Raw genomic sequence first — 26,251 nt, forward strand, 5'->3', positions numbered from 1 at the left:
TGCAATAAATGCTCCTATATTTGGCATAATCATTCCACTTAAATGACTGCCAAAACGTTGTATTTTAACGCGAATATCACTTTTATTCTCGTTTGACATATTAATTTCACCCCTCATATTTCATACACTTATACTAAAGCGGTTCCATAAATTTCACAATTTAAAGTAAGTATAACTTTGACTGACACAATGTTGACAAAATTAAATAGAATAGTTCTTTCTCAATATTCTTTATATTTAAAAATAATTTATTTTCCTCTACCTTCTCCCTTCCTATATTAGAATTCCTTCATTCCAAGAAAAAATGCAAAAAAAAAGGAGGATATCCCCCTTTTACATAACTTTCGTTTTTGATTTCATTACTTCAATAAAGTGTATATGGTGTTCATCTATACTTTTGATTTTAAATATATAACCTTCCTCTTCAATCTCGTCGCCTTCAACTGCTTCAAAATTGTTCGTCAGAAACCATCCACCTATTGTGTCCACTTCATCTTCTGATAAATGAATACCAAGAAGATCATTTACTTCTGAAATTAATACTTTTCCGTTTAGAATAAAATGATTCTCATTTAACTTGCGTATCTCTGCTATTTCATCATCATCAAATTCATCGCGGATATCTCCAACAATTTCTTCCAGTATGTCTTCAGCTGTTACAATACCAGAAGTTCCACCATATTCATCTAAAAGGATTGCCATATGCGTTCGCTCTTTTTGCATTTTTACTAATAGCTCACGTATTGGAATAGTCTCAATAACCCGAATAATAGGCTTCATATATTCCTCTAATTGAATAAATTCCTTATTTTGAATTTTTGCTGTTAAAAACTCACGTATATTAATTAAACCAAGCACATTATCCTTATCACCATTTACCACTGGATACCTTGTATAGTTTTCCTCTTCTAATGTATCCATAATTTCATCAAATGTGCTGTTGATATTAATAGTCACCATTTCCGTTCTAGGAACCATGATTTCTTTAGCAATTCTTTCATCAAATTCAAAGATATTATTTACATACTTCAATTCATTTTTATTAATTTCTCCGCTTTTATAGCTTTCTGACATTAATATTCGCAACTCTTCCTCTGAGTGCGCCAACTCATGTTCAGAAGCCGGCTTTAATCCAAACATACCTGTCAATAATCTTGCAGATCCATTCAATATCCAGATAAATGGATATAAAAGACGATAAAACCAAATAATAGGTGGTGAAAATGCCAATGTAATCATTTCTGCTTTTTGAATTGCCACAGTTTTAGGAGCTAGTTCCCCAACTACAACATGGATAAATGTGACAGAAATAAAGGCAATCGCAAAGGATAAAATACTGGAAACAGATCCAGATATCTCCCATTTATGGAATAGCGGCTCTAATAATGCTTCCACAGTTGGTTCTCCTATCCACCCTAAACCTAATGCAGTAACAGTAATTCCCAACTGACATGCAGACAAATATTCATCTAAATGTGATGTAACTCTTTTTGCAGCTAAGGCGCCTTTTTTCCCTTCTGCAACTAGCTGATCGATTCTTGAACTCCTGACTTTTACAATCGCAAACTCTGTTGCAACAAAAAATCCGGTTAATGCTATTAATACGGCAAATAAAATTAAATTAAAAATTTCCAATAAGTAGCCTAAAAAGGCTTACACCTCCTGAATAAGTAAAAAACTTAACTTAAAAGAAGCAACAATGTTTGAATCAACGAAATACTTTCATGGGAAATAGTATTTCGCATCTCCCCTTTTTTATGTTGATTATCACCTTCAAATGACTGCAAAATACCTTTGATTTCTTTATCTAAGTTTTCCAGTTTTTCCTTTAGATGATTCATATCAACATTATCCATTTTATTATTATGAAGACGTTCCTTAATTTGTTCTAACGACAATCTATTCCTTTTACATTCTTCTATATACTTAATTTGACTTATAGCATTTTCATCATAATACCGATAATTAGCAGCAGAACGTTGCGCTTTGAGCAGACCAAGGTTTGTATAATAATCAATGGTTCTTTTTGTTACTTCTGTTATTTTTGCTAATTCCCCAATTTTTAATTTCACATCCCCATGGTCCCACTCCTAACCGTAACGTTTTAGTTTTATACACTAATTATACAAACATAACTAAAAAACATTCAAGGAAAAACTCTTACCAAAATAGATATCGAGACATCTCCCTTGTTATGTAGCAGCATCATTGAATTATTTATTTTATATATTAACGAAAAAAACATGTTCAAAACCAAAATTATTACATATTTCCAAGAAAAGTTTTTGAAAATACAGGAAATAATAAAAACAAACATGATTTCTTTACCTTTTTAGTTATTTATAGCTTCATTTTAAGGTAGAATAGATATTATAGAGATAATTATAAAAAGATAGGGGAACAGATTGTGGAATTATTGAACAAAATAATGATAAATAAAGGCTGGAAGCGAGTAGCTATTTTTTCACTAATCATTTTCGGCATTTATATTTTAAGAAGTATGATCAACCTTATGCTGTTTACATTTATTCTTTCCTTTTTAATGGACCGACTTGAAAAAATCATTTCAAAACGAATCTCCGTTAAACGTAATATTATCGTTAGCTTGCTTTATGTAATAACGGTTGGATTATTATCCTATAGCTTTGTAAAGTATTTGCCAATGTTAATAGAAGAAATTACTTCGTTAATTAGGCAGCTTGTTGATTTTTATACAAGGCCACATGATAATGCTGTCCTAAATTACATTGTTAATGTGATTAAAGAACGGGACATCAATAGTTATCTGGAACAAGGTCTTGGTTTTGTAGTTAAATACTTCACAGATATCAGTTCCCTTGGCATACAATTTATGCTTGCCATTATCTTAAGTTTCTTCTTTTTACTGGAGAAGCCTCGCCTAATTAAATACAAAGAAAATTTTAAAAGCAGCAAGATTGCTGCATTTTACAATGAAATAGAATTTTTCGGAAAAAAATTCGTTTTAACCTTCGGAAAAGTACTAGAAGCACAGGTAATTATTGCTTTAGTAAACTGTATTTTAACAACTATCGGTTTATGGATTCTTGATTTCCCTCAATTGCTTGGCTTGTCCATTTTAGTCTTTGTACTAGGACTTATCCCAGTAGCAGGAGTTATTATTTCTCTTGTTCCCCTACTGACTATCGGCTATACAATCGGCGGCTACGTATATGTAATCATTATCATCATATTTGTATGTGTAATACATGCAATAGAAGCATATATATTAAACCCAAAACTAATGTCTTCCAAAACAGATTTGCCTGTATTTTTCACATTTATTGTCCTAATTTTTTCCGAACACTTTTTCGGTGTTTGGGGATTAATTATCGGGATTCCTGTATTTGTCTTCCTTCTTGATATTCTGCAAGTAAAAAGTATAGAACCTTTAGAAGACCATGAGGATAATTAAACTTTATAAAAAAGGTGTGTTGATAGATTGGATCTCCCAACTATCAACACACCTTTTTTTAGATTTTTAAAACACCGCCTGTGCTTGCAGATGTTACTAATTTAGAATAACGAGCTAAATAGCCTGATTTTACTTTTGGTTCAAACTCTTTCCAGTTCGCTTTTCTTTTCTCCCATTCTTCCTCGTCAACTTTTACATCCATTGTACGGTTTTCAATATCAATAACAATATGATCGCCATCTTCTACAAATGCTAACGGGCCACCTTCTGCAGCTTCTGGTGATGCATGTCCAATTGATAGTCCTCTTGATGCACCAGAGAAACGTCCATCTGTTACTAATGCTACTTTTGGCCCAAGCCCCATCCCGACAATTTGAGAAGTTGGAGCCAGCATCTCAGGCATTCCTGGTCCGCCTTTTGGACCTTCATAACGAATAACTACTACATGTCCTGCCTTTACTTTTCCTGAAGAGATGCCTTCTAATGATTCTTCTTGTGAATCAAATACAATCGCTGGTCCCTCATGGCGGGTAATGCCATTTTGCACTCCACCTGTTTTAATAATCGCGCCGTTTGGAGCCAAATTTCCGAAAAGAACAGCAAGTCCGCCTTTTTCCGAATGAGGATCTGTTATTGGACGAATTACATTATGGTCTCTTACTTCACATCCAGCAATATTCTCTCCTAGTGTTCTGCCTGATACAGTTATTGTATCTAGATGCAAAGCACCTTCTTTTTTCGACAATTCATTCAGAGCTGCAGAAACTCCTCCAGCTTCATGCAAATCTTCAATATGCACATCAGAAGCCGGCGCTAATTTCGCAAGATGAGGAACACGCTCTGCTACTTCATTAATTCTTTCTAGCGGATATTCCACACCTGCTTCATGCGCTAACGCCAATGTATGAAGAACAGTATTTGTCGAACCTCCCAGCGCCATATCTAATGCAAAGGCGTTATCAATCGCCTTTTCTGTTACGATATCTCTTGGTTTTATATCTTCTTTAATTAGATTCATTAATTGTTTCGCTGACTTTTTAACAAATTCTTTTCTCTCTGGTGCAACAGCAAGGATGGTCCCATTTCCTGGAAGAGCAAGTCCTAATGCTTCAGCAAGGCAATTCATTGAATTAGCAGTAAACATACCGGAACATGAACCACATGTTGGACAGCCAAACTGTTCCAATTCCTTTAGCCCCTTATCATCAATCTTGCCCGCCTGGTATGCGCCAACGCCTTCAAATACTGATGATAAAGAAATTTTTCTGCCATCACTTGTTACGCCGGCCTTCATTGGTCCTCCGCTGACAAAAATAGTAGGAATATTCAATCTTAGAGAAGCCATCATCATTCCTGGTGTAATCTTATCGCAGTTTGGAATACAAACCATGCCATCAAACCAGTGCGCTGCAACTACAGTCTCGATGGAGTCTGCAATAATTTCTCGGCTAGGCAAAGAGTATCTCATTCCGATATGCCCCATTGCAATGCCATCATCTACACCAATTGTATTCATCTCAAATGGTACTCCGCCTGCTTCGCGAATTGCATCTTTTACAATTTTCCCGAACTCTTGCAAATGTACATGTCCTGGAACTATATCTATATAAGAATTAACAACCGCAATAAACGGTTTTCCAAAATCCTCTTCCTTTACTCCAGCAGCCCGCAATAAACTTCTATGCGGTGCTCTATCAAAACCTTTTTTTATCATATCACTTCTTAAACCAGCCACTTTTACCCCTCCGTTTTTCGACTAAAACAAAAAATCAGTATATTGAAACTTTTTTATATTGTAACACTATTAATTAAAAAATGGGAATATTCTTTTCTTTTTTCTCTCTTGGAATATAATTTTATCTGTCTATCAAAAAAAAACACTATACATGTTATTTTTTTTAACTTAACATGTTATCTATCATTTCACACTTTTCTTTTTTCTCTCTAATCTTTTAAATATTTTGTATAATAGGAATGAATCTAAACTATTTGCAAATAATGATAATCTAATTTCTACTCTTCTCTATAAACTAAAAGAAAGACATTCTTTTTATGTCTTTCCCTTGTATGCTTTCATTCTATTTTTCTATGCTGCATACATTAGCTGTTAATCCTGCCTAAATAAATGGTCAACGGTTATATCCTGTACAGATACCTCTCCTGAAAGAGCTAATGTTAATTCAAACTCTTTTTGCAAATTATTTATTATGGAGGAGACACCAAGCTCCCCAGATACTGCCAAACCATAAATAAACGGGCGCCCAATTGCTACTGCATCTGCTCCCAAGGCAATTGCTTTATACATATCTGCTCCACTGCGTATTCCCCCATCCATAATTAGAGGAATTTGCTTATTCACAACACTAGCAACAAGCTGCAAAGCATCTAAACTACTAATGGCTCCATCTAGCTGTCTACCGCCATGATTTGAAATAATAATGCCGTCAAATCCTAAATCGACAGCCTTTTTAGCATCTTTTGGATGAAGAATTCCTTTTAAAATAATTGGCAATGTCGTATGCTCTCTTAAAAACAGTACGTCCTCCCAATTTAAATCAGGGTGCAGGATATTATTCATAATTGCTGCAACAATATTTTCATCGTTCCATTCTTGAACACTCTTTTGAAAAGCTGGATCATTACGATAATTGGCATCACCCAGACACTCCATTAATGGAACAAATCCATTTTTATAGTCACTTTTCCTCCAGCCTAATACCCCTGTATCAACTGTTACAACAATGGCACGAAATCCAGCCTTTTCTGCTCTTTTAACCATGCTTGCAGATACTTCTCTATTTTGTGACCAATATAATTGAAACCAATTGTTTCCTTCTGGAGCAGCACTGGCTATCTCTTCAAGGGAATAGGTGGAAACTGTACTTGCAATATAAGGGATTCCTGCTTTTGCAGCTGCTCTTGCCGCTGCTTTTTCTCCATCTTTATCTGCTAATCCTTGATAACCTACAGGAGATAATAATAATGGGAATGATAATTGGTTTCCATATAAAGTAACTTTAGTAGAACTTAAAGAAACATCCCTTAACACTCTAGGCAGTATCGACCATTTCTGAAAAACACTCCGGTTCAGCCGCAATGTTTCTTCATCTCCTGCGCCGCTTCTTATATAATCAAAGGGTCCCTTCTCCATTTTTTCTTTTGCCTTTTCTTCCCATTCCTCTATAAAAATTGGCAAATCTTTTGTATCCTTATTTATAGTTGTAAAACTTTTTGTACTCATGCTCTATTCCCCTTCTCTTCTTGTTAAGATATATGACACTTATTAATTTTAAAACTTAAAATGCTTGTATGCATATGATCGATAAAACGATTTCTTAATGACGGTTATTTTTGCATCTTCTAAAAATCAACATTGACTCAAAAGTAAAAATTTTCTTTTTATACCTTCATCTTTTGCCCAATCCACTGAACAATCTCATTTATATAACATTCTTTTTCCTGCAAGTTATGGTAATAAGGCACTATAAATTGTATATTGGTAAGTTCAGTTAATTGATGCCTCTTTTCTTCTTCTTGACGCAAAAAAACAGCTTTAGGAAAATCCTCATCCTTATATCCCTCTACTAAAAGCACATCATATGAAAAAAATGATAGGAATTCCTCTATACTTTTAACATTCCAGTTTTCCCGTGCTATTTCCATTTGCAGGATGCCATCTCCTTCCACAACACTGGCAATTGCTCCTGCTTTTCTATGCTTCACTGAATCTTTTGACCAATTGTCTGGAATACCGCCATGCCCATGATGCTTTAAAGCAATTGCCTTCCATCCTTTTTCTGCTAATTCTCGCGCAACTGCTTCCATCGCCGTAGTTTTCCCACTATTTTTATAGCCAACAAATTGAAAAATCAATATTCTGCCCCTCCTTCCTGATCTTCCAACAGAAGCACATCCACTTCCATCCCTGCTTGAAACGCTCTTGAGCCTCCAGGCAAAACAAGCAAACAATCCGCAAAAGCAAGAGAGTAAATTACACCAGATTTATCTAAACCAACTGGCTTAACGATTAGCTTTGCATTTTGAAAATATAGTTTACTGCGGACAAAGCGAGTAAACGGATTAGCCTTTGGAAAATCTATTCCTAAAACAGCTTTAACTTTTTTTGCAAATGGCTTCTTGCTGCCGAGCATGTCTCGAATAATAGGACGCAAAAAAATTTCAAAACCGACATAGCAAGCAGATGGATTACCGGATAATCCAAATAACAATTTGCCATTTACTTCAGCTATAGTAGTCACACTTCCTGGCCTCATCGCAATTTTATTGCATAAAATATTTGCATGTAGCTTTTCATAAATAATCGGCATATAATCAAAATCACCAACTGAAACCCCGCCAGTTGTTACAAGAATATCGACTTCATCTATCGCCATATTAATAGAGTGGTATACCTCTTCTAAACTATCTGGAATCAATCCATAATGGCGCGCCTTTCCACCACTTCTTTCAATTTGTCCACAAAGCATATAGCTATTGCTATTGCGGATTTTTCCAGGAACTAGATGATCTTCTACATCTAATAACTCACTTCCAGTAGCAAAAACCCCAATAACTGGTTGGCGTTTTACTTTTACTTGACTATAGCCAAATGTTGCTAATAAAGATTGTATGCCAGGATTTACTTTCACTCCCGCTTCTAATAATTTCGTTCCATTAACAATATCTTCTCCTTTAAAGGAAATGTTTTCTCCTTTCTTTAAGCTTTTTTTCACTTGAATATAGACTGCTCCATCTTTTGTAATTTCTTTTGCTAATTCAAGCATCATTACAGCATCACAGCCTTCTGGAATTTGCGCACCTGTCATAATGCGAATCGCTTCAAACGGCTTTACTTTTTTTTCGCTTATCATTCCTGCTCCAATGTGATCAATAACCTTTAACTCCACCATATTTTCTCTAGTTGCTTCTTTTATATCTATTGCCCGCAGTGCAAAACCATCATATGGCGATTTATTAAACCTTGGGATATCGGTTGTAGCTATAATAGCTTCTCCCAAAAACCTCCCTAAAGCATCCTTTAGTTCAATGGTTTCATTTTCTCCATTTCTTTGATATTTCCAAATTTGTTCTATTACTGCTTCTATATGGATTGGTTTTCGAAAAGACGCCACCAAGATATCCTCCTAATTATATTCATGAAAATCATATTAACTATCATCTTAATATCTTTTTAGAAAATTTTAAATAATAAATTTTTAGGTTTCTCTAAAAAAATGCTAGTTATTGTTTTTGGCAATCATGAACATAAAACTGTGAAGAGACAAAAGACTGCATTTTTTGTTGGATATAAAGGAGCATCCTCTAAAAAAATCACATCCATTGAAATTTAAAATCAAAATATTGATATAGAAGCATTCCTAAACAGAAAAAGGAGTATCCAACAGCCGAAAAATAGACTTATGGGATACTCCTTTATTCCTGTCTTATATATTTTATATAATCACTTTTTTTATTAATATTAATAAATTCTCTTTCATCCAAACCTTCCACATATTTTACAGAAATCTGCTGAAGCAATCCATGCATAGATAGGTTCTTCTTTTTCAACAATTCTTCTATCTTTGTTTTCGTTTTTTGGTGATACATAGCAATAAGGGGTTGATCTCTGCCATCTATAAGGGGAATAATTGCTTCATACCCTTCTTCTGCCGCTGCAAGCAATTTGTTTATCGTAGATGGAGTAATAAAGGGAGTATCAATCGGCAAAACAATATACCAGACTGCCTCTTCAGCTTCCATGGCAGAAAAAAGACCTGCCATTGGGCCAAATCCTCGATATCTTTTATCATCCTCTATGACTACTGCCTTTTCCAAGGAACTAAACTTTTTGATTAGTGTTGGATGTGCAATAATGATTGTTTGTTCTATACACTGCTGCAGTGCATGCAATGCATATTGATAAAAATATTTCCCCCTTTTTAAAGCAAAAGCTTTTGGCTCTCCATACCGCTTGGACTGCCCCCCTGCTAATATAATGCCTACTACTTTATTTTTTGACTCCATTTATTCACCTCAGGAAAATGCAAATAATAACTCCCCATTATTAAATAGATATATACTTCTTTTTTATAGAATAGTTGCGCCAGTTTCTCCATTCCTTTTATGATTATTTAGCAAAAGAAGCCTGGCTGCAACAAAATGAAACTTCAATCAGGCTTTTACTATTATGAAAATATATGATTAATTTTCTCTATTTCATCTGCCGTTAATTGAATATCCAATGTTTTTACATTACTTTTCAGCTGGCCCACAGATTTTGCTCCAGGAATGATAACATCGACACCTGGCTGAACTAATAGCCATGCTAATGCTAGATGAGTTGCTTCCGCATTTTTTTCTTCTGCTAACACTTTTAACTGATTAACTTTTTCAATATTGCGCAAGAATGTTTCTCCTTGGAATAAAGGATCCTTTTTGCGGATATCGGTAAAAGTTGCCTCTTTTGTAAACTTTCCTGTTAAAAGTCCTGATGCTAGCGGGAAGTACGGTATAAAACTAATATTATGCTCTACTGCATATGGCAGATAAAAATGCTCTGCCTCTCTTTTCAAAAGTGAATACTCTCCTTGATACACATCTAAATAGCCATCTTGATTAAACTGCTGCAATTGATCTTCGCTTAAGTTAGAAGCTCCTACCGCTCCAATTTTCCCCTCGTCCTTCAGCTCTTTTAAAGTGCCCGCTACTTCAGCAAGAGGCGTTTTCCCATCTGGATAATGCACATAAAACAAATCTATAAAGTCTGTCCGCAGCCTCTTTAAACTTTTTTCTACAGAATCTCTAAGAAATTCCCGACTATTATCCTTTACAATTTCACCATTAACAAGCTTATGTGCTGCTTTACTTGCAAGCATTACTTTATCTCGGTTTCCTCTGTCTTTTAAAACTTCACCAATTAATTCTTCTGACCTTCCAAGTCCATAAATGAATGCTGTATCAAAAAAATCAATGCCATTATCTAGTGCTTCCCTTACAACTTCTTTCCCTGTATCATCATTAACATTAAGGAATAAATTATGACCGCCGACTGAATTAGCCCCATACCCTAGTTTTGTTACTTGCATTGATGTTCTGCCAATTTGAACTTTTGTACTCAAATAGATACACTCCCATCTTCATAATAAAAACTAGATTACTGATACAGAAACATTGTTAGCATAAACACTTATCTGTTACAATCTTCTAATGTCTGCATCACTATTATGAGAAAATAATGACTATTAGTAAAGCATTACGCTTCTCTTTCCTTCTACTTTTCAAATAATCTTCATATATATATAATATAGATACTAATGGAAAGGAATTTTTGTTTGAATGTGAATATGATGAAAAAACTGCTGTATTCAATTATATTTATTGGTCTACTTTTTCTAATCTGGATTAAAAGTGATATACCACTCTCTCTTAACTTTCCAATTATTCTCTTAATGACTGTTCCCTTTTGGATTTACTATCGTATACATAAGCATAAGAAATACCGAAATTACCATACAGGGAGAGAAATAATAGTAAATCTTTTTTTCTTATACTTGTTGACTGTTTTATATGTAACATTAAATCCGTTTCATTTTTTCCCACCTGGAAATAAAGGCAATGTCAATCTAATTCCTTATGTTCAAATTTTATACCAATATAAGTACAAGCCGCCCATCTTCTGGATGCTGTATACACTTGGAAATATTCTATTATTTGTTCCTTTTGGCCTTCTTTTTCCAGCTATATATAAAAAACGATTTCAAATGGCTATTACAATCATTATTGCCACACTCTCGTCCTTGACTATTGAATTGACACAATACTTTTTCACTATTGATCGTGCAGCAGATATTGACGATTTTATATTGAACATATTAGGTTCAATCATTGGCTACTTTCTCTATTTTGTCATCAAAATAATAATCAATAAAAGCAAAACGATTATTATCTATTTTTCAAATTAAAAAGGAGCTACCTTTTAGCAGCTCCTTTTTATTGGTTCAGTATTGATTTCGCTTACGATTCTTCCCCAATAACCCTAACTTCTGTCTCTAAATCCACATCATATTTGTCTTTCACTATTTTTTGAACATGCTGTATCAAGCTAAGATAGTCTGTTGCTGTGGCATTTTCGACATTTACAATAAATCCTGCATGTTTTGTTGAAACCTGTGCTCCACCAATCTTTGTTCCTTGAAGACCGCTGTCTTGAATTAATTTTCCAGCAAAATGATTTGGCGGTCTTTTAAATACACTTCCACATGATGGATATTCAAGAGGCTGCTTTGATTCTCTCAAAAATGTTAATTCATCCATTTTCGCTTTAATTTCTTCATATTGGCCCTCTTTTAACGAAAATATTGCTTCCAGCACAATATAACCATTTTTTGGAACATTACTTGTTCTGTATCCTAATTCTAATTCATCTTTGGAAAGCAGCATAATCTCTCCCGTTTTTGTCAGCACTTTTGCACTTTCTAAAACATCCGCCACTTCTCCCCCATAAGCACCTGCATTCATATATATAGCGCCGCCGACAGAACCTGGAATTCCACATGCAAATTCTAATCCTGTTAAACGATGCTTTAAAGCGAATTGAGAAGTGTCAATGATTGCAGCACCACATTGTGCATTAATCTTATTTTGATTTAATGAAATATCGGTTAACTTTGTTAAATTAAACACCACTCCGCGAATTCCGCCATCCTTTATTAGCACATTTGAGCCATTGCCTAGAATAGTGATAGGAAGATTTTCCTGAAGGGCATACTGATATGCTTGCTGCAATTGCTGAAAGGAGGTCGGAAATAAAAGAAAGTCTGCCTTTCCGCCAATCTTCGTATAAGTGTATTTATTTAAAGGTTCATTTACTTTTACATTTTCTTCTGACAAAAACTCCACAAAATTTTTAGTTAATTTATTTTTTATCATCAATCTCAACCTTCTATGCATATTTCTTTCGATACTATCTTAATTATTGTATACCATTATTATAAATAGGTACGATACAGAATAACAAATTTATATGAACTTTTAATATCTGTAACACAAATATATGTTTTATTTCTGATTTCATGCCCAGTTAATGTCTCACAATACTTAAGAAAATAATGAAACTGACTTGTCCTACATGCCCGGTTAAAATTACTATTGATTTTCTCCAAAAGTTCCCTGCCAACAGTCATTTTATCCCATTGATTATTTATATGGTCCCCTTATACAAGTACAGTTTCTTGAGCAGTTTCCTCTTTATTAGCTATCTTTTTTTCTGATTCAACTAAATCATAGGATAAGCAAACAGGTTTATTCGTTCTTGAATCCTGCACAATCACTGCATCAATATGAAAAACATCCTTTAATACTTCAGCAGTCATCACTTCTTCTGCTGTTCCTTCTTTCATCAATCTTCCCTTATTCATTGCGACCATACGATCAGAGAATCTGGCAGCATGATTTAAATCGTGAATAACCATAACGATTGTTCTATTTTCTTCTTCATTTAACTTTTTCAATAATTTTAATACTTCTAATTGATGCGCCATATCTAAATAGGTAGTCGGCTCATCCAAAAGCAAAAGCTCCGTCTCTTGCGCAATCGCCATAGCAATCCACGCTCTTTGCCGTTGGCCGCCTGATAATGTATCCACTTCTTGATTTCGCAGCTCTGCTAATCCAGTTACTTCTAGAGCCCATTCAATTACTTCCTTATCTCTGTCACTTAATCTCGCCAGGCCCTTTTGATGAGGAGAACGCCCATATGAAATTAAATCAAAAACCGTCAATCCAGAGGGTGCTTCTGGCGACTGGGGCAGCACTGCCATTTTTTGAGCGATTTGTTTAGTAGGAATTTTGTGTATTAATTTCCCATCCAAATAAACATAACCTGATTTTGCTTTGTGTATCCTTGCTAAAGTTTTCAGGATAGTCGACTTCCCACAACCATTTGGTCCGATAATCGTTGTAATTTTCCCAGATTGAATGGTAAAACTTAAATCTTCCACTATAATCTTATCCTCATAGCCAATTTTTAAATGTTCAGTGGAAAGTATGCTCAAAACCTGTCACTCCTTCAGTTCGTTTTCATTAATAAGTAAATAAAATAAGGCGCACTAAGAATCGCCACCACAATTCCTACAGAAATCTGGGTTGGAGCGAGTGCATTTTGCCCAATTGTATCAGCAAGTAAAAGAACAAATGCACCTATAAGGGCTGAAAATGGCAATACATACTGATGTTTCGGCCCCATTATCTTACGGGCAATATGGGGTGCTACAAGCCCCAAAAAAGATATACCGCCACCTGCTGAAACGCATAAACCAGCAATTGCAACAGCAGCGAATAGCACTTTTAATCGTTCCCGTTCCAATTGAACGCCAAGACCTGTCGCCACTTGATCTCCTAAACTTAGTTGATTTAGCGTATGTGACTTATATAAGGCATATATAACCAGCAAAACCATCCATGGCAAAATAACCATAACAAAATTCCAGCTTGCTCCCCAAATATCACCTGATATCCATACAGCAGCTTTCATAAAATCTTGTGGGTTCATTTTAAACTGCATAATCGCAATTGCAGCAGCAAATCCTGAGTTAACACCAATTCCAACTAGAACTAGCCTAATCGGATTTATGCCTTTTTTCCACGCCAAAATATAAATAATTGCAGCAGCAAGCACTGCTCCTAAAAAAGAAAACAAAGGCAGCAGCCAAAGATTTATTGCTGCTAACCCAGACATCGACCCTTGCACAACAAAAATAAATAATACTACAGCAAATCCTGCCCCGGCATTAATGCCAATAATCCCCGGATCTGCCAACTCATTCTTAGAGATAACTTGTAAAATGCTTCCCGAAAAGGCTAAACCTGCTCCTATCATTATTGCTAACACCATTCTTGGCAAGCGGAATTCCAGCAATACAAGCTTATCTCGTTCCGTTCCATTTCCTATTAATGTTTGCAATACAGCATTTGGGGCTATTTTTACTAGTCCCATATTTAAACTGACAAAAAATAATATAAACAATAAAAAAACAAATATTAAAGTAATCCCTATAAACTTTTGTGTAGAGTGTTTCTTTGTAGCCATTTACGCTCTCCTCCTTTCACCTCTTGCCAGATACAAGAAGAAAGGTACTCCCACTATAGCCGTTATCACACCTGCAGGAGTTTCAAAAGGAGCATTAACCATTCTTGCAGCAGTATCAGACAGCACGAGAAGGATAGCACCAAAAATAGCTGAAAAGGGGATAACCCATCGATAATCTGGACCAATTAAAAAACGTGTAATATGAGGCACCACTAGGCCAATAAAACCGATTGGCCCTGCAACAGAAACAGCAGCGCCCGTTAAAAATAATGTAATAACAAAACCGATTGCTTTAATAATTAGTGTGTTTTGTCCTAAACCTTTTGATACATCTTCTCCCAAGCTAAGAATAGTCAAAGCTTTTGAAATCAATATTGCCGCTGCAATGCCTGCCATACAAACAATAAAGAGAATATGCACTCCAGACCAATTCACTTTGTTTAATCCGCCTGCATACCAAAAGCCCATATTTTTGGCCATATCAAAATGCAGAGCAATAGCAGTTGTGATTGCCTGAAACAAACTGCTGACAGCTACTCCCGCTAATGCTAGTTTGGCTGGCGAAACGCTCCCCTTTGAAAAAGCCCCAATGCCGAATACGATTAATACACCAAAACCAGCTCCCACAAAAGATGCTAGACTTTGTTCTCCCATTGATAATGCCGGAAAAAAAACTAATACGATAATTAATGCCAAAGCTGCACCGCTTGTTACTCCCATAATAGAGGAATCTGCAAGAGGATTTCTTGTAAGAGCTTGCAGAATTGCTCCCGATACTGCTAAACAAGCTCCAATCAAACATGCCCCAATTGAACGCGGCAGGCGGATTTCCTGAATAATTTGATGTGCCTGTATATTGGAATCAAATTGAAGTACAGCATTCCAAACAGTAGATAAGTGAATATCGGCAGCCCCCACAGAAATAGATACTGCCAACAAAAAAATTAAAACCACACAACTTAAAATAAGCAAAATAATTTTATATCTATTTTTTTCTTTATTTCCTATTGTTCTACTCTGATCCACTTCAGCCATCTTGCAATCCTTCCTAATCATATAAATAGATAAAACTTAATGTTTACATATTCATAAAAAAATACATACTAAAATGTATGGAAAAAATAAATTTAAAATCTTTCATCTCTGATAATGATTTTCATTTATTTTATTATAAATTTAAAAAGTAATTACATCAATACTGTTCACTATATTACCAACTATTCTTTATTAAATTAAAATATTGTTGACATAATTTTTTTAAATGATTATCATTATCATTAATATGACTACCTAGGAGGAACATGATGTTTAAAAGTCCGAAATATCGCTATCTATCGCTTTTTGTCACATTATTAATTTTATTATTTGTAAGTGCTTGCAGTAACAATAATGATACTGCTTCCGATAAAAAAGAATCAGAAAATAAAGAAAGAGTTGTTCAAGATGCAAATGGCGATGTAACAATCCCAGCAAAATTAACTAAAATTGTCGCTCCATATTCTGAGGATGCTCTACTGACACTGGGAGTTACACCGGCATACCAATGGGCAATTGGGGATTCCGTTATTCAATATCTTCAGCCGCAACTAAAAGATGTTCCTAAGATTGAATGGAATCTGCCTATTGAGCAAGTTGTTAATGCAAATCCTGACCTTCTAATATTCAGCTCTCCATCTGCTGTTCCAGATGGAGATATTGAAAAATACAAAAAAGTGACTACTCCTTTTGTTTTAACAGAAGAAGATAACAAAGATTGGCGCAAAGCATTAACATCCGTTGCCAAAATAGTAGATAAAGAAGATATCGCAACAGAAAAGCTAGCAGAATATGATAAGAAAGCAGCAGAAGCAAAAACAGCTATTCATGATGCTATTGGTGATGAAACGGTTGCTATTCTTTGGGTAATTGGCGATGCTTACTATTTAGTAGAGCAAGATCGTCATAGCGGCAATGTAGTATACGGCGATTTAGGAATTAAAGCGCCTGAATTTGTTGCAAGTCTTCCTGCTGCCGAAGCCTCTTGGAATGCAATTTCTCTTGAAAAAATTGCAGAACTTGATGCAGACCATATCATCCTTGTCGGTAAAGAGACAGAAACAGGATTAAAAACATTACAAGCTAGCTCTGTCTGGAAAGGACTTCCTGCAGTCAAAGCTGGAAATGTTCATCAAATGAAAGATCCAAGCAACTGGACAATTACTGGATATATTGCCAATGAAAAGACTATCGATGAAACAGTAGAAGCATTAACTAAATAATAACTCTTTCATTTACAAAAACACCGAAGAACCTCAGTTCTTCGGTGTTTTTTATTATAAATATGTGAGTTTCCTTTCAAAAGATATTATTTGGATGACAAGAAAAGGCAATCTCTTATTTGATCATCCTCTTCTATACAGACTGCATTTCTGCCATTATTTTTAGCTCTGTACAATGCTCTATCTGCTTTTGCTATCAATTCATCCACCGTATAGAATGCATCTTTACTTTTGAGCACAGTAATTCCTAAGCTTGCTGTAATCTTAATTGTATCCATTCCTATAGTTAATGCTTTTTCTTCTATATCAGCCCGAAGCCTGTTAGCAAAAATCTCCACATTTTCTGCGGAGAAACCCGGCATACAAATCATAAATTCTTCTCCGCCATAACGGCCAACTATCCCCTTATCCCCCAGAGCTTCCTTCGCTATTGATACGACATGTTTAATTGCTTCATCTCCATAAGCATGGCCATAATTATCATTAATATTTTTAAAATGGTCGATATCAAATAAAATGAAAGAAACCACTTCTCCTAATTCTATAGAAGCAATAGTCAACTTTTCGGCTTTTTTATAAAAATAACTTCGATTATATATTCCTGTTAAACTATCTTTATAAGCTAATTCTTTTAATTGAAGTTGCAGTCTAGCTCTCTCTGTAATATCCATAAAAACAATAATATTTCCTACTCTTTCTCCACTATGCTTTAATACAGGAGAAATTTTTACTTGAAAATGCTTTAACTCGTTATGCAAATGAATAGCTGTTTCTGCTGTAATAGGATCGCTGCTCTTATTTATTAGTAAAGAGCCAAGTTTTTTATCTAAACCTTTTAGTTCATTTAAATTGATTCCGTCTTTTAATGATGTGTATAATTCACCTGCTATTGAGTTGAAATCAACGACTTTGTTTAACAAATCAACCACAATAACCCCGTCACTCATACTTTCAAAAATATTCTCCTTCGCTATCGGAGCCACCTTTAGCCAATGAGTAGATAGAATCGCCCATAAATAGAGCATGGAAGTAAATAGCATCACAATGGGAACAGGGTCGATGCCTCTTGGTGTCAGTCCCATTAAATACAAAAATGATGCTGTGATTGGAGAAAGAATTCCTATTATTAATGTAATCACTTGTTTCCAATGCTTTGATTTCGTTTGTGTCCAATACCAAATAAGCAAAACTGCTCCAATAAATAATGTTCCAAAAGTATAGCTTCCATGGACAACATACCATTGCCCTACCGTCATATCCAATAAAGGAGCACCCATAACATATTTTATCCCAACTGTTTTATAAAACAAATGATGAAGATGATTTGTAGAAATAAGCAAAAAAGAAATGGCAGGGATGAAGTAAAACAAAATCAATGTTTTCTTATTCACTAATTTATCTAGATTTATATATTGCAGCACAAGAATAAGCGTTGCAGGTGCAGAAAAGGGCATGCCTAAGTATTGAAAAACAACCCAAAACATAATCCCATCAATCGTTGTGCTTGTTAATTCGATAGCATGTCCAAATGAATAAATAGCAGAAAATACAGATAGCCAGACAAATGTTTTTGTTCCTTCAAAGACCTGTCTATTATGAAAAGCAATAATTGCTAAAATTACTTGAAGTACACCCGCAGTGCACATTAAAGCAATATAAGATTGTAAAAACTGATCCATATGTCAATGCCCCATTCATCATATGCGAATATACAAATAATTCTTCTTTTTATTATAATACGGCCAAACAAGCCTTACTAGATTTTTAAAATAGTTATATTTTCCTATTCCATTCGCTACTTGCTGGCTGTTTAATAGTTTTTCTATTGGGAAAAGTAATAAAGTGTTACCTATTTATCATTATCTAAAACTGGGAGGAAAAACATGAAACAGTTATTCATCCATCTAATTTTCTTTCTTACTATGGTTCTAATTAACGCACTAGCAAATATCCTTCCCTTAAACGGCCAGACAACGGCCGACATATCTAATAAACTAAATGTTCTTATCACACCAGCTTCTTATGCATTTATGATTTGGGGATTCATATATATATTAGTAGGAGTATGGATTTTAAGAGGGTTCACTAAAAGCAAACGAAATTCTCCTGAATACACAGAAACCAGTTTCTTATTTGTAGTAAGCTGTATATTAAATAGTTGCTGGATTATTGTCTGGCATTATGAGCTCTTTTTCTTTTCTGTATTAGTTATTCTTTTTTTATGGATTACTTTATTTCTTTTATATAAAAAAAGCAAAAAGGTTACGGCCCACTTTTTAGCATATGCTCATATTTCTATTTATTTAGGATGGATAACTGTTGCAGCTATTGTTAATATCAGTTATTACTTAAAATATATTTCTTGGGAGCAATTTTCTCTTTCTGATAATTTATGGACCATTCTTTTATTATTGCTTGCCACCATAATAGGCATTGGATTTCGAATCATTCAGCATGATTGGATTTTCCCCCTCGTCATCGTCTGGTCATTTATTGCTATAGGCATTAAAAATGGAGAGAATCACGTTCCTATTGCTTTTACAACCTATGTATTGGCTTTTATATTAATTAGTGCCACCTTAGGTCTAAAAAGACGAACAACCCAAACTTAACATTCGCTAAAAATGGTTAAGCATATATTTTTATCTCCGACCATTTTTCATTCGGAATGGAAGTCGAAAATTCTGAAATTGAAATCAACAGGCAAGTTTAATTGCATCTAAAACAAAAGAATGTAGAAAACTTCCCATTTCTAGGAGTTTTTCTACATTCTAAATGGTTAGACGCCTAACTATTTTCATCCTACTGTATATTTTGCAGCAGTCTTTTTGCTGTTTCTTCTCCATTTGCAATGCACGCAGCTATCCCCACACCATAATAGGAGCAGCCTGCCAAGATTATATTAGGATACAGAGAATTTAGTTTAACTGTAAGACTATCCACTGCTTCCTTATGATGCAAAGAATAAACCGGCATTAAATTATTCCATTTCGTAACCTCAAAACTTTTAGGCTTTTCATCAATTCCTAAACTTTTTTTTATATCTTCTACCGCTACCTCGACTAATTCTTCTTCTGTAAGGCTATTCAAGCGATCAAATGCTGGATTGGATTTTTTGTAAAACACTCTTAATAAGAGTTGATTCTTTTTCGATGTATGCTCCCACTTCCTGCTTGTCCATGTACAAGCATCACAAGTCAAATCACTATCCTTGGCAACAATAAATCCAGTTCCATCTTTCGGCAGAATTTCATCTTGAATATCATATGCTAAATACATAGTAATATTAGAGGAGTTCTCCAATTTATCAAAACTCTGATCAAGTTCTTGATTATTTAATAGTCGCTGCGAAACATCATGAGGAGTGGACAAAATGATAAAATCTGCTTCTAGCATTTCATCATTTCCAAATGCTAATGTATATGTTCCATTTGCTTTATCAATTTTATTTACTTTAGTCCCTTTTAGTATCGTTACTTCTTCTAATACTTCTTCTAATCGATCTATAATCGTGGACAATCCATTTTTAAAGGATATAAATTTTTTATTGGCTGCAGATTGGAACACGCTTTTATTTTTAGCTAAACCTTGTATAACACTTCCGTATTCTTCTTTATAGTCCAGCAGATAGGGCAAGGTAGAAGCCATGCTCAATGAATCCAGACTTCCCGAGTAAACACCAGCAAGCACGGGAGCTATCTGTTTTTCTACTAGTTCTTTTCCAAAAAAATATTCCAAAAACTCTCCAATAGATGTTTCTTTTGTAAAGTTTTTATTCTTTTTAAAAATATCTTTTAACGCTTCTATTTTTCCTTTTAATGAAACAAGCTCGCTAGAAAACAATGATTCAACGCTCATTGGTATTCCAAAAATTGAATCTTTTGGGATTTGCAGCAGGTTTTCTTTTGTATGAATATAGGATATTCCTGTTGCATTATAGCAAAGCTCATCTTCAAGATTTAGTTCTTTTACAAAGGGCAATACATTTTTATTTCTTGCAACAATAGAGTCTGCACCTGTTTCCATGATAAAATTCCCTTTAGCAACAGAATGGATTTTGCCGCCGAGATTCTCATTTCCCTCTATTAGTACAAGTTCTAGGTCCAATTGATTTTCTATTTTTATTTTTTGTAGATAATACATGGTAGATAACCCCGTTATCCCTCCACCTACAACGATGATTCTTTTCAATGAATCCACCTCAGATTTAATTATTATATGGCCATTATCTCATTTTCTTCCTGGTTTTACTGTCTATAATTATGTCTATTTGTTCACAGATGCACAATAAAAGTCATTACTATATAACTGAAGCTATTATAGCGTATTGTTGTCTGCATACAAAATAACCGATACTTGGAGAAAACAATAAAAAAAAGCAATCATCTAAAGATTGCTCTATTTCGCTATTTGCTCTACCATAACCGAAAAGATGCTATTCCAGTCTTGTTTTTGAGCGAGGTCTATTCTTCTTTTTATTAATAAAGGGTTGTTTAGCTGATTAACCATCTTCTCACATTCTTGAATAAATGCTTTGCTGTCCTTTCCTTCCATATAACTATATATGCCAATCTCTTTATACTGAATAGTTGATGGTAAATTAACTCCTATCACACCTTTTCCCGCTGCAAGGAATTCAAATAGTTTAAGGGGAAAAATGGCTTTATTATAATAAGATGGCTTATATGGCATAATTCCTATATCAATTGTATTCATATACATTGGAACAAGATGGGGAGGAACACTTCCAATCCATAATACATTCTTTTCTTTAATCAATTGTTGAAAATCATTGCATTGACTTGTACTGTCTGGGCCAATAAATAAAAAGAACCATTCTTTTTTTTGTTTGGCAACCTGATGGATTAATTCAAAGTCAAGTTTCGATTTTATCCCTCCAATATAGCCAAACACTGGTCCTTTTACATGCAAGGGAAGCAACCCACTCGCTTTTTCTTGCGTTTGGAACAAATCAAATTCCACACCATTTTCGTAGGTATAAATTTTCTGTTTTTTCTCTGGCACACGCTCTACTATTTTTTCATATAAATACAAGGAAGAACATACGATATCATCAGCTTTTTGTATAATCTTCTCTTCACTGGAATAGATAAGTTTTTGTCTAGCAGTTGAAATGATGGAAGAAGCTCCATTTATTGGGGCAGACCATAAATCGCTGCAATCATAGATAATTTTATTCCATGGAAACAACTCCGCTAAATCAGAATAAGCTGGATATGTATACCAAAGATGGAACTGATACTTTTCCTTTTTGCTAAATAAATAAGCTAGCAGTGTTTTCATTTTTTTTTTATAAAAAATAGGCAAAAATCGACTAAATCGGAATATCTTATTTTCTCCAACATCCGCTATCGGCCACTGTAGAATATCATTAGGCAGTTTTTCCATGTCTCCAGTTTCTGAGCTAGATGTAGGACATAACCAAATCACTTCTTCGGTGTTTTGCTGATGCTGCAAAAATTCTGCTAAACGATGTCTTCGATAACGAAGCATGTCTTCTCCCCATTCATTTGTTGCCACAATTACGTAAATACTTTTCAATCTATTCACCTAATTTCGTTTCGCTTTATAATCTTTTCCTAACTGCATAAAAGGCATAGTGAGAAAAACACCATGTCGCCTTAAGCAAATTCAGTCTTTCTATTTCTCTATAAACAAACCATGTTTTTTGAGCTGCTTTCCATTTATTAGCGGAAATCGAGTCATTTCCTACTCTGTATTCCGCAAGTACTTCATTTATTCCGAAAGCTTTGTAGCCTTTTTTTAAAATGCTAAGCCATGTAGCCAGGTCTTGTCTCGTACGAATAGCAGGCATCTGTATATCGCCTGTTTGTTCTCTATTAATCATCACAGTTAAACAGCCTACAATCGTATTTTTTAGCAAATCCTGATAAGTTACTTCTATCGGCGCACTTACCTTTTTTCTTAAAGGAATTCCTTCTTTTGAAATATACTCATAGGCTGTAAAAGTAAAAGCGACGTCATATTGCTTCATAAAAGCAATCTGCACTGCAAGTTTATTTCTTTTCCAGCAATCGTCACTGTCCAAAAAGGCAATAAACTGCCCCCTTGCCTGCTGCAGTGCTTTATTTCTCGCAACAGCTGCTCCTTTGTTTTCTTTTTCATAAAACACTCGGATTCTAGCATCTCTTTTTTCCATATCCCTTAATAGCTGTGGTGTTTCATCTGTTGAACAATCGTCTACAATAATCAATTCCCAGTTAGGGTATGTTTGATCTAAAACAGATAAAATGCTTTCCCTAATATACTTTCTAGCATTATAGGCTGGCATAATAATAGATATATGATCCTTCATATAGGCCATAAACCACTCACCTCGTTATCTGGGGGTAATTTCTTATATATTCTGGAGCCACTATCATTAAGATACTAAACATCACGCCTAAAATTACCCCTACTATGGCCAGTTCTTTAGTTGTTAATGTTCTAGCATTTTCTATAAGTGAAACATCCTTTACTAATGTAGCAGGCTTAATTGCAAGCTGACTCGTTTCTAATTCATATAAAAAACGCTGTTTATCTATGGAGGTATCTGAACTTGTTTCCAATGCTTCTAACGCATCGATATTCTTTTGAATAATCTTTCTTTTTAGGTTAAATTGAGTATTATCTACAGCTAAAAAGGCTGTAGTTATTTTTTTTAATGATTGTGCTGCTTCTGCTTTTGAAGGCCCTGTATAGATAAAATAAATTGTATTATCGCTAGCATTTTTGATGGTTAAAGAATTGCTATTTTCCGCAAACCAATCTTTCTCCAAGTAATCATCATAAAAAGCTGCGCTTGTCAGCAGTTGTATTACTTGCTTCGGATCATTAAAAGAATTATTTTCATAGCTTCCTAGCTTTACTGCTGCTTCTGCAGAATAACTTTGTTCTTCCTTCCCAAAAGGCATCACCGGTCCAATTATTCCTAAAATTAGAATAATAGCTGCGCAAACCCACCATCTTCTTTTTATGCGGGCTGCTGCTCTTCTATAAAATTCCTTCATTTCAGAAGCTCCTTATCCCTTTTTGTCTCATTTGTTTAAAGACAGCTACAGTAGAGGTAACAAATCCTAAGAAAACCCAATGGAAATACAGATTAATAACAGAACTTGGACTAATACTCGAAACTAAAAATACGATCATTCCAACAAGGCAGCTTTCAATCAGCATTTTATATGTTGGATGATGAAATTCTGTATAAATTCTGTACAAAGATAGACTTAAGTAAAAAAACATTCCTATATAGCCTAATAAAATGAAAATGCCGAAATTGCCAGCTATTTCAGCTAACCAATTATGCACTTGGAATACCCCGCCTGTTGGAAAAATGGCATATCTCTCCAGATAATAAGGAATATTACCTGCTCCAACACCTAATCCATATGTATCCGTAACATAATAAAAAGTATTTTTTAATAAATTCATTCGAGCAAGATTAGACGGCAGCGCGTTATTTTGTTCATATATCGAAGACATAATAGTCCATTGATGGATTGTATAAGTTATTTTCGGCAGTGCAATAAAAACACCCGCGATGCCGCTAACAATTAAAAAGGTCAGGATTATGGTTTTTATTTTTTTATTTGCAAGGATAAAAATATAAAAAATTATCCCAACTATTATCGCTAAAATACTTGCTCTAGATTCTGTTAAATAAATTAGATACAAAGATATACAGGAAAGAAGCAATGCACTATTTCTGCTCCATTTTTTGCTGCAATTTTTAGCCGCTGCAAGATAAAAAAATAAAGAAATAGATAAAAAAGCAGCAAAGTCGTTTTGATTAAAAAATACAGCTGTGGGATAAGATTGTTTATATGCCTCCCCTCCAAAAAGACCAGAACTAGGCAATTGAATATGTCCATAATAATTAATTAACCCTAGCATTAGTAAAATAGAGGTCATCCCTAGCCAAATTCCATACATAATCAAAAGATGAGATATTCTTGTTAAAATCACATTAGCCAAATAAACAAAAAGTATACCAACTGCCAGCAACAGCATATATTTAATAGCCGCTGCAAAAGATTTCGCCCAAAGAATAGATATACATCCATAAACAAGCCAACTACAGAAAAACAGCCACACTCCCTTTAATGGAAAATGATAAATATCCTTTATGATCCATTTTCTCTTCACTCCATAAAAAAAATAAAGAGCAGCTGTGGCGAGTAGCAGCAATCGATACAAAAACAATTGAAAAAAATCAATGTTTATGCTGAATACCGATTGATTAAGAAAGGTCGCAGCTACTAATAAATACATCAAACCTTTTATCGATTCTGTTATTGAAAATATTGGATAAAAGGTCATTAAAATCAGCGCACCCCATATGATGGATAGTATAAAAACCCATTTAATATCCAATTGCAATAATAGAAATGAAAAAAATATTATTGTATATAGGAAAACGGATGTACCTATCGCCTGACGTGCCAATCGATTGCTTTCCATTCCTTTTATTTCCTTTCTATCACTTTAATTGTTGCAAAAGATTATTAGCAGCAAACAAAAGGGTCTCTTTTAACCCATTATCTAACTGTGTCTCTGGCATCCAATTTAACAGCTGTATTGCCTGTTGATTGCAAAGAATGCTGTGGCGAATATCACCAGCTCTTTCTTTTTCATACTTAATCTCTAGCCCCTCTATATCGGCCGCTTTTTTCATTTTTCTCCATAAATCATTAATGGTAATCTTTGTGTTAGAGGAAATGTTCACACAAAGATTTTCTGTTATCTCTAAGGCTTTAATATTTGCCCTCGCTACATCCTTTACATAAATAAAGTCTCTTGTTTGTTCACCATCTCCATAAATATGCAAAAGATTATTGGTTTGGATTTTTTCAGAAAAAATAGAAACAACTCCGCCTTCTCCCTTTGCATCCTGCCTTGGACCATACACATTGCTGTATCGAAGGATCCCATAAGACAACTGATAAAACTTATTGGCCATTTTTAAATACTTCTCTACTGTTAATTTTGTCAATCCATATGGCGACTCTGGCAAGGTTGGGTGCACCACCGTCACAGGCAGCTCCAATGGATTGCCATAAACAGCCGCAGATGATGCAAATACTAGTTTTTGTACAGAAGCTTTGACTGCCGCTTTAATAATATGAAGGGAACCCTTTACATTGACATTTTCATCATGCAAAATATCATAAACAGATTCAGCTACACTTACTTGTGCTGCCTGATGAATAATATACGCCGGCTTAAGTCCTGCAATAAAATCAATAATGGCAGGATCAGTAATATCATATTCATAAATCTCTATAGGAAGATGCGCTATATTGGAGTAATGGCCTGTTGAAAAGTTATCTATGACAATGACTTCATATCCTGCTTGAACTAATTCTTCTGCAATATGTGATCCAATAAATCCTGCTCCACCTGTCACAATCACTTTGCTCATTTTTTTCATCCTCCTAATATTCCTATCTTTTT

The 26,251-nt window shown here is 34.6% G+C and carries 23 protein-coding genes; 4 read left to right on the forward strand and 19 right to left on the reverse strand.

Features of this window, described 5'->3' with window-relative positions; translation table 11 throughout:
* Positions 1 to 333: 333 nt before the first annotated feature.
* Both NCCP28_RS19335 and NCCP28_RS19340 read right to left on the reverse strand, forming a co-directional pair.
* Positions 334 to 1,635 carry a hemolysin family protein gene (locus NCCP28_RS19335; RefSeq protein WP_248562872.1) on the reverse strand — a complete coding sequence of 434 codons (1,302 nt, stop codon included), beginning with the start codon at positions 1,633 to 1,635 and terminating at the stop codon, positions 334 to 336.
* Positions 1,636 to 1,679: 44 nt separating this feature from the next.
* Complete coding sequence (locus NCCP28_RS19340; protein WP_248562873.1) at positions 1,680 to 2,072, reverse strand: MerR family transcriptional regulator; 393 nt, start codon at positions 2,070 to 2,072, stop codon at positions 1,680 to 1,682.
* Positions 2,073 to 2,407: 335 nt separating this feature from the next.
* On the opposite strand from NCCP28_RS19340, the gene NCCP28_RS19345 reads away from it, so the two are divergent.
* On the forward strand, positions 2,408 to 3,433 hold the full coding sequence (locus tag NCCP28_RS19345) for an AI-2E family transporter (RefSeq protein WP_375709430.1): 1,026 nt from the start codon (positions 2,408 to 2,410) through the stop codon (positions 3,431 to 3,433).
* 58 nt (positions 3,434 to 3,491) lie between these two features.
* Here the strand turns inward: NCCP28_RS19345 and ilvD are convergent, their stop codons facing one another.
* The 6 genes from ilvD to NCCP28_RS19375 all read right to left on the reverse strand — a co-directional run bounded on the left by ilvD (position 3,492) and on the right by NCCP28_RS19375 (position 10,518).
* Positions 3,492 to 5,168 (reverse strand): dihydroxy-acid dehydratase, encoded by a 1,677-nt coding sequence (gene ilvD / locus NCCP28_RS19350; protein WP_248562874.1) that lies wholly within the window; start codon positions 5,166 to 5,168, stop codon positions 3,492 to 3,494.
* A gap of 372 nt (positions 5,169 to 5,540) precedes the next feature.
* Complete coding sequence (locus NCCP28_RS19355) at positions 5,541 to 6,674, reverse strand: alpha-hydroxy acid oxidase (RefSeq protein WP_248562875.1); 1,134 nt, start codon at positions 6,672 to 6,674, stop codon at positions 5,541 to 5,543.
* Between the two features lie 158 nt (positions 6,675 to 6,832).
* Entirely contained in the window at positions 6,833 to 7,306 is a 474-nt protein-coding gene (gene mobB, locus NCCP28_RS19360) for a molybdopterin-guanine dinucleotide biosynthesis protein B (protein ID WP_248562876.1), read from the reverse strand.
* Positions 7,303 to 8,565 carry a molybdopterin molybdotransferase MoeA gene (locus NCCP28_RS19365; protein WP_248562877.1) on the reverse strand — a complete coding sequence of 421 codons (1,263 nt, stop codon included), beginning with the start codon at positions 8,563 to 8,565 and terminating at the stop codon, positions 7,303 to 7,305. Before NCCP28_RS19365 ends, mobB begins: the two co-directional genes overlap by 4 nt.
* A gap of 301 nt (positions 8,566 to 8,866) precedes the next feature.
* Entirely contained in the window at positions 8,867 to 9,457 is a 591-nt protein-coding gene (locus tag NCCP28_RS19370; protein ID WP_248562878.1) for a molybdenum cofactor guanylyltransferase, read from the reverse strand.
* A 161-nt stretch (positions 9,458 to 9,618) separates the two neighbouring features.
* A complete protein-coding gene (locus NCCP28_RS19375) occupies positions 9,619 to 10,518 on the reverse strand; it encodes an aldo/keto reductase (protein WP_248562966.1) in 900 nt (299 codons plus the stop codon).
* Between the two features lie 252 nt (positions 10,519 to 10,770).
* Here NCCP28_RS19375 and NCCP28_RS19380 point away from each other — a divergent pair, with 252 nt between their 5' ends.
* On the forward strand, positions 10,771 to 11,394 hold the full coding sequence (locus NCCP28_RS19380) for a VanZ family protein (RefSeq protein WP_248562967.1): 624 nt from the start codon (positions 10,771 to 10,773) through the stop codon (positions 11,392 to 11,394).
* Positions 11,395 to 11,446: 52 nt separating this feature from the next.
* Here the strand turns inward: NCCP28_RS19380 and murB are convergent, their stop codons facing one another.
* From murB to NCCP28_RS19400, 4 genes are all read right to left on the reverse strand, one after another.
* Entirely contained in the window at positions 11,447 to 12,361 is a 915-nt protein-coding gene (murB, locus tag NCCP28_RS19385) for a UDP-N-acetylmuramate dehydrogenase (protein WP_248562879.1), read from the reverse strand.
* 284 nt (positions 12,362 to 12,645) lie between these two features.
* Positions 12,646 to 13,485, reverse strand: a complete 840-nt coding sequence (locus NCCP28_RS19390; RefSeq protein WP_248562880.1) for an ABC transporter ATP-binding protein — start codon at positions 13,483 to 13,485, stop codon at positions 12,646 to 12,648.
* A gap of 14 nt (positions 13,486 to 13,499) precedes the next feature.
* Positions 13,500 to 14,519, reverse strand: a complete 1,020-nt coding sequence (locus NCCP28_RS19395) for a FecCD family ABC transporter permease (RefSeq protein WP_248562881.1) — start codon at positions 14,517 to 14,519, stop codon at positions 13,500 to 13,502.
* Positions 14,520 to 15,554, reverse strand: coding sequence for a FecCD family ABC transporter permease (locus NCCP28_RS19400; protein WP_248562882.1), 1,035 nt, complete (start codon positions 15,552 to 15,554; stop codon positions 14,520 to 14,522).
* Positions 15,555 to 15,823: 269 nt separating this feature from the next.
* On the opposite strand from NCCP28_RS19400, the gene NCCP28_RS19405 reads away from it, so the two are divergent.
* Positions 15,824 to 16,777, forward strand: a complete 954-nt coding sequence (locus tag NCCP28_RS19405; RefSeq protein ID WP_248562883.1) for an ABC transporter substrate-binding protein — start codon at positions 15,824 to 15,826, stop codon at positions 16,775 to 16,777.
* 86 nt (positions 16,778 to 16,863) lie between these two features.
* Here the strand turns inward: NCCP28_RS19405 and NCCP28_RS19410 are convergent, their stop codons facing one another.
* Complete coding sequence (locus NCCP28_RS19410) at positions 16,864 to 18,456, reverse strand: histidine kinase N-terminal 7TM domain-containing diguanylate cyclase (protein ID WP_248562884.1); 1,593 nt, start codon at positions 18,454 to 18,456, stop codon at positions 16,864 to 16,866.
* Positions 18,457 to 18,660: 204 nt separating this feature from the next.
* Here NCCP28_RS19410 and NCCP28_RS19415 point away from each other — a divergent pair, with 204 nt between their 5' ends.
* The gene (locus NCCP28_RS19415) at positions 18,661 to 19,389 is read left to right on the forward strand and encodes a TspO/MBR family protein (protein WP_248562885.1); all 729 of its coding nucleotides are present in this window, start codon (positions 18,661 to 18,663) and stop codon (positions 19,387 to 19,389) included.
* Positions 19,390 to 19,579: 190 nt separating this feature from the next.
* On the opposite strand, the gene NCCP28_RS19420 is transcribed toward NCCP28_RS19415, so the two are convergent.
* The 6 genes from NCCP28_RS19420 to NCCP28_RS19445 all read right to left on the reverse strand — a co-directional run bounded on the left by NCCP28_RS19420 (position 19,580) and on the right by NCCP28_RS19445 (position 26,219).
* Entirely contained in the window at positions 19,580 to 20,968 is a 1,389-nt protein-coding gene (locus tag NCCP28_RS19420; RefSeq protein WP_248562886.1) for a protoporphyrinogen oxidase, read from the reverse strand.
* Positions 20,969 to 21,175: 207 nt separating this feature from the next.
* Positions 21,176 to 22,339, reverse strand: coding sequence for a teichuronic acid biosynthesis protein TuaH (gene tuaH / locus NCCP28_RS19425; RefSeq protein ID WP_248562887.1), 1,164 nt, complete (start codon positions 22,337 to 22,339; stop codon positions 21,176 to 21,178).
* A gap of 25 nt (positions 22,340 to 22,364) precedes the next feature.
* The gene (gene tuaG / locus NCCP28_RS19430; RefSeq protein WP_375709431.1) at positions 22,365 to 23,123 is read right to left on the reverse strand and encodes a teichuronic acid biosynthesis protein TuaG; all 759 of its coding nucleotides are present in this window, start codon (positions 23,121 to 23,123) and stop codon (positions 22,365 to 22,367) included.
* Between the two features lie 7 nt (positions 23,124 to 23,130).
* A complete protein-coding gene (locus NCCP28_RS19435) occupies positions 23,131 to 23,808 on the reverse strand; it encodes a hypothetical protein (RefSeq protein WP_248562888.1) in 678 nt (225 codons plus the stop codon).
* Position 23,809: 1 nt separating this feature from the next.
* A complete protein-coding gene (tuaE, locus tag NCCP28_RS19440; RefSeq protein ID WP_248562889.1) occupies positions 23,810 to 25,258 on the reverse strand; it encodes a teichuronic acid biosynthesis protein TuaE in 1,449 nt (482 codons plus the stop codon).
* Positions 25,259 to 25,277: 19 nt separating this feature from the next.
* Positions 25,278 to 26,219 (reverse strand): NAD-dependent epimerase/dehydratase family protein, encoded by a 942-nt coding sequence (locus NCCP28_RS19445; protein WP_248562890.1) that lies wholly within the window; start codon positions 26,217 to 26,219, stop codon positions 25,278 to 25,280.
* Between the last annotated feature and the right edge of the window lie 32 nt (positions 26,220 to 26,251).

This window comes from Niallia sp. NCCP-28, from assembly GCF_023168165.1.
Classification (GTDB): Bacteria; Bacillota; Bacilli; order Bacillales; family Cytobacillaceae; genus Niallia.

Bases quoted from the DNA above. Each gene is read 5' to 3' on its own strand.
- NCCP28_RS19355 (WP_248562875.1), bottom strand. From the start codon at position 6,674: ATGAGTACAAAAAGTTTTACAACTATAAATAAGGATACAAAAGATTTG.
- NCCP28_RS19370 (WP_248562878.1), bottom strand. From the start codon at position 9,457: ATGGAGTCAAAAAATAAAGTAGTAGGCATTATATTAGCAGGGGGGCAG.
- NCCP28_RS19375 (WP_248562966.1), bottom strand. From the start codon at position 10,518: ATGCAAGTAACAAAACTAGGGTATGGGGCTAATTCAGTCGGCGGTCAT.
- murB (WP_248562879.1), bottom strand. From the start codon at position 12,361: ATGATAAAAAATAAATTAACTAAAAATTTTGTGGAGTTTTTGTCAGAA.
- NCCP28_RS19395 (WP_248562881.1), bottom strand. From the start codon at position 14,519: ATGGCTACAAAGAAACACTCTACACAAAAGTTTATAGGGATTACTTTA.
- NCCP28_RS19400 (WP_248562882.1), bottom strand. From the start codon at position 15,554: ATGGCTGAAGTGGATCAGAGTAGAACAATAGGAAATAAAGAAAAAAAT.
- NCCP28_RS19405 (WP_248562883.1), top strand. From the start codon at position 15,824: ATGTTTAAAAGTCCGAAATATCGCTATCTATCGCTTTTTGTCACATTA.
- NCCP28_RS19410 (WP_248562884.1), bottom strand. From the start codon at position 18,456: ATGGATCAGTTTTTACAATCTTATATTGCTTTAATGTGCACTGCGGGT.
- NCCP28_RS19415 (WP_248562885.1), top strand. From the start codon at position 18,661: ATGAAACAGTTATTCATCCATCTAATTTTCTTTCTTACTATGGTTCTA.
- tuaG (WP_375709431.1), bottom strand. From the start codon at position 23,123: ATGGCCTATATGAAGGATCATATATCTATTATTATGCCAGCCTATAAT.
- NCCP28_RS19435 (WP_248562888.1), bottom strand. From the start codon at position 23,808: ATGAAGGAATTTTATAGAAGAGCAGCAGCCCGCATAAAAAGAAGATGG.
- tuaE (WP_248562889.1), bottom strand. From the start codon at position 25,258: ATGGAAAGCAATCGATTGGCACGTCAGGCGATAGGTACATCCGTTTTC.
- NCCP28_RS19445 (WP_248562890.1), bottom strand. From the start codon at position 26,219: ATGAGCAAAGTGATTGTGACAGGTGGAGCAGGATTTATTGGATCACAT.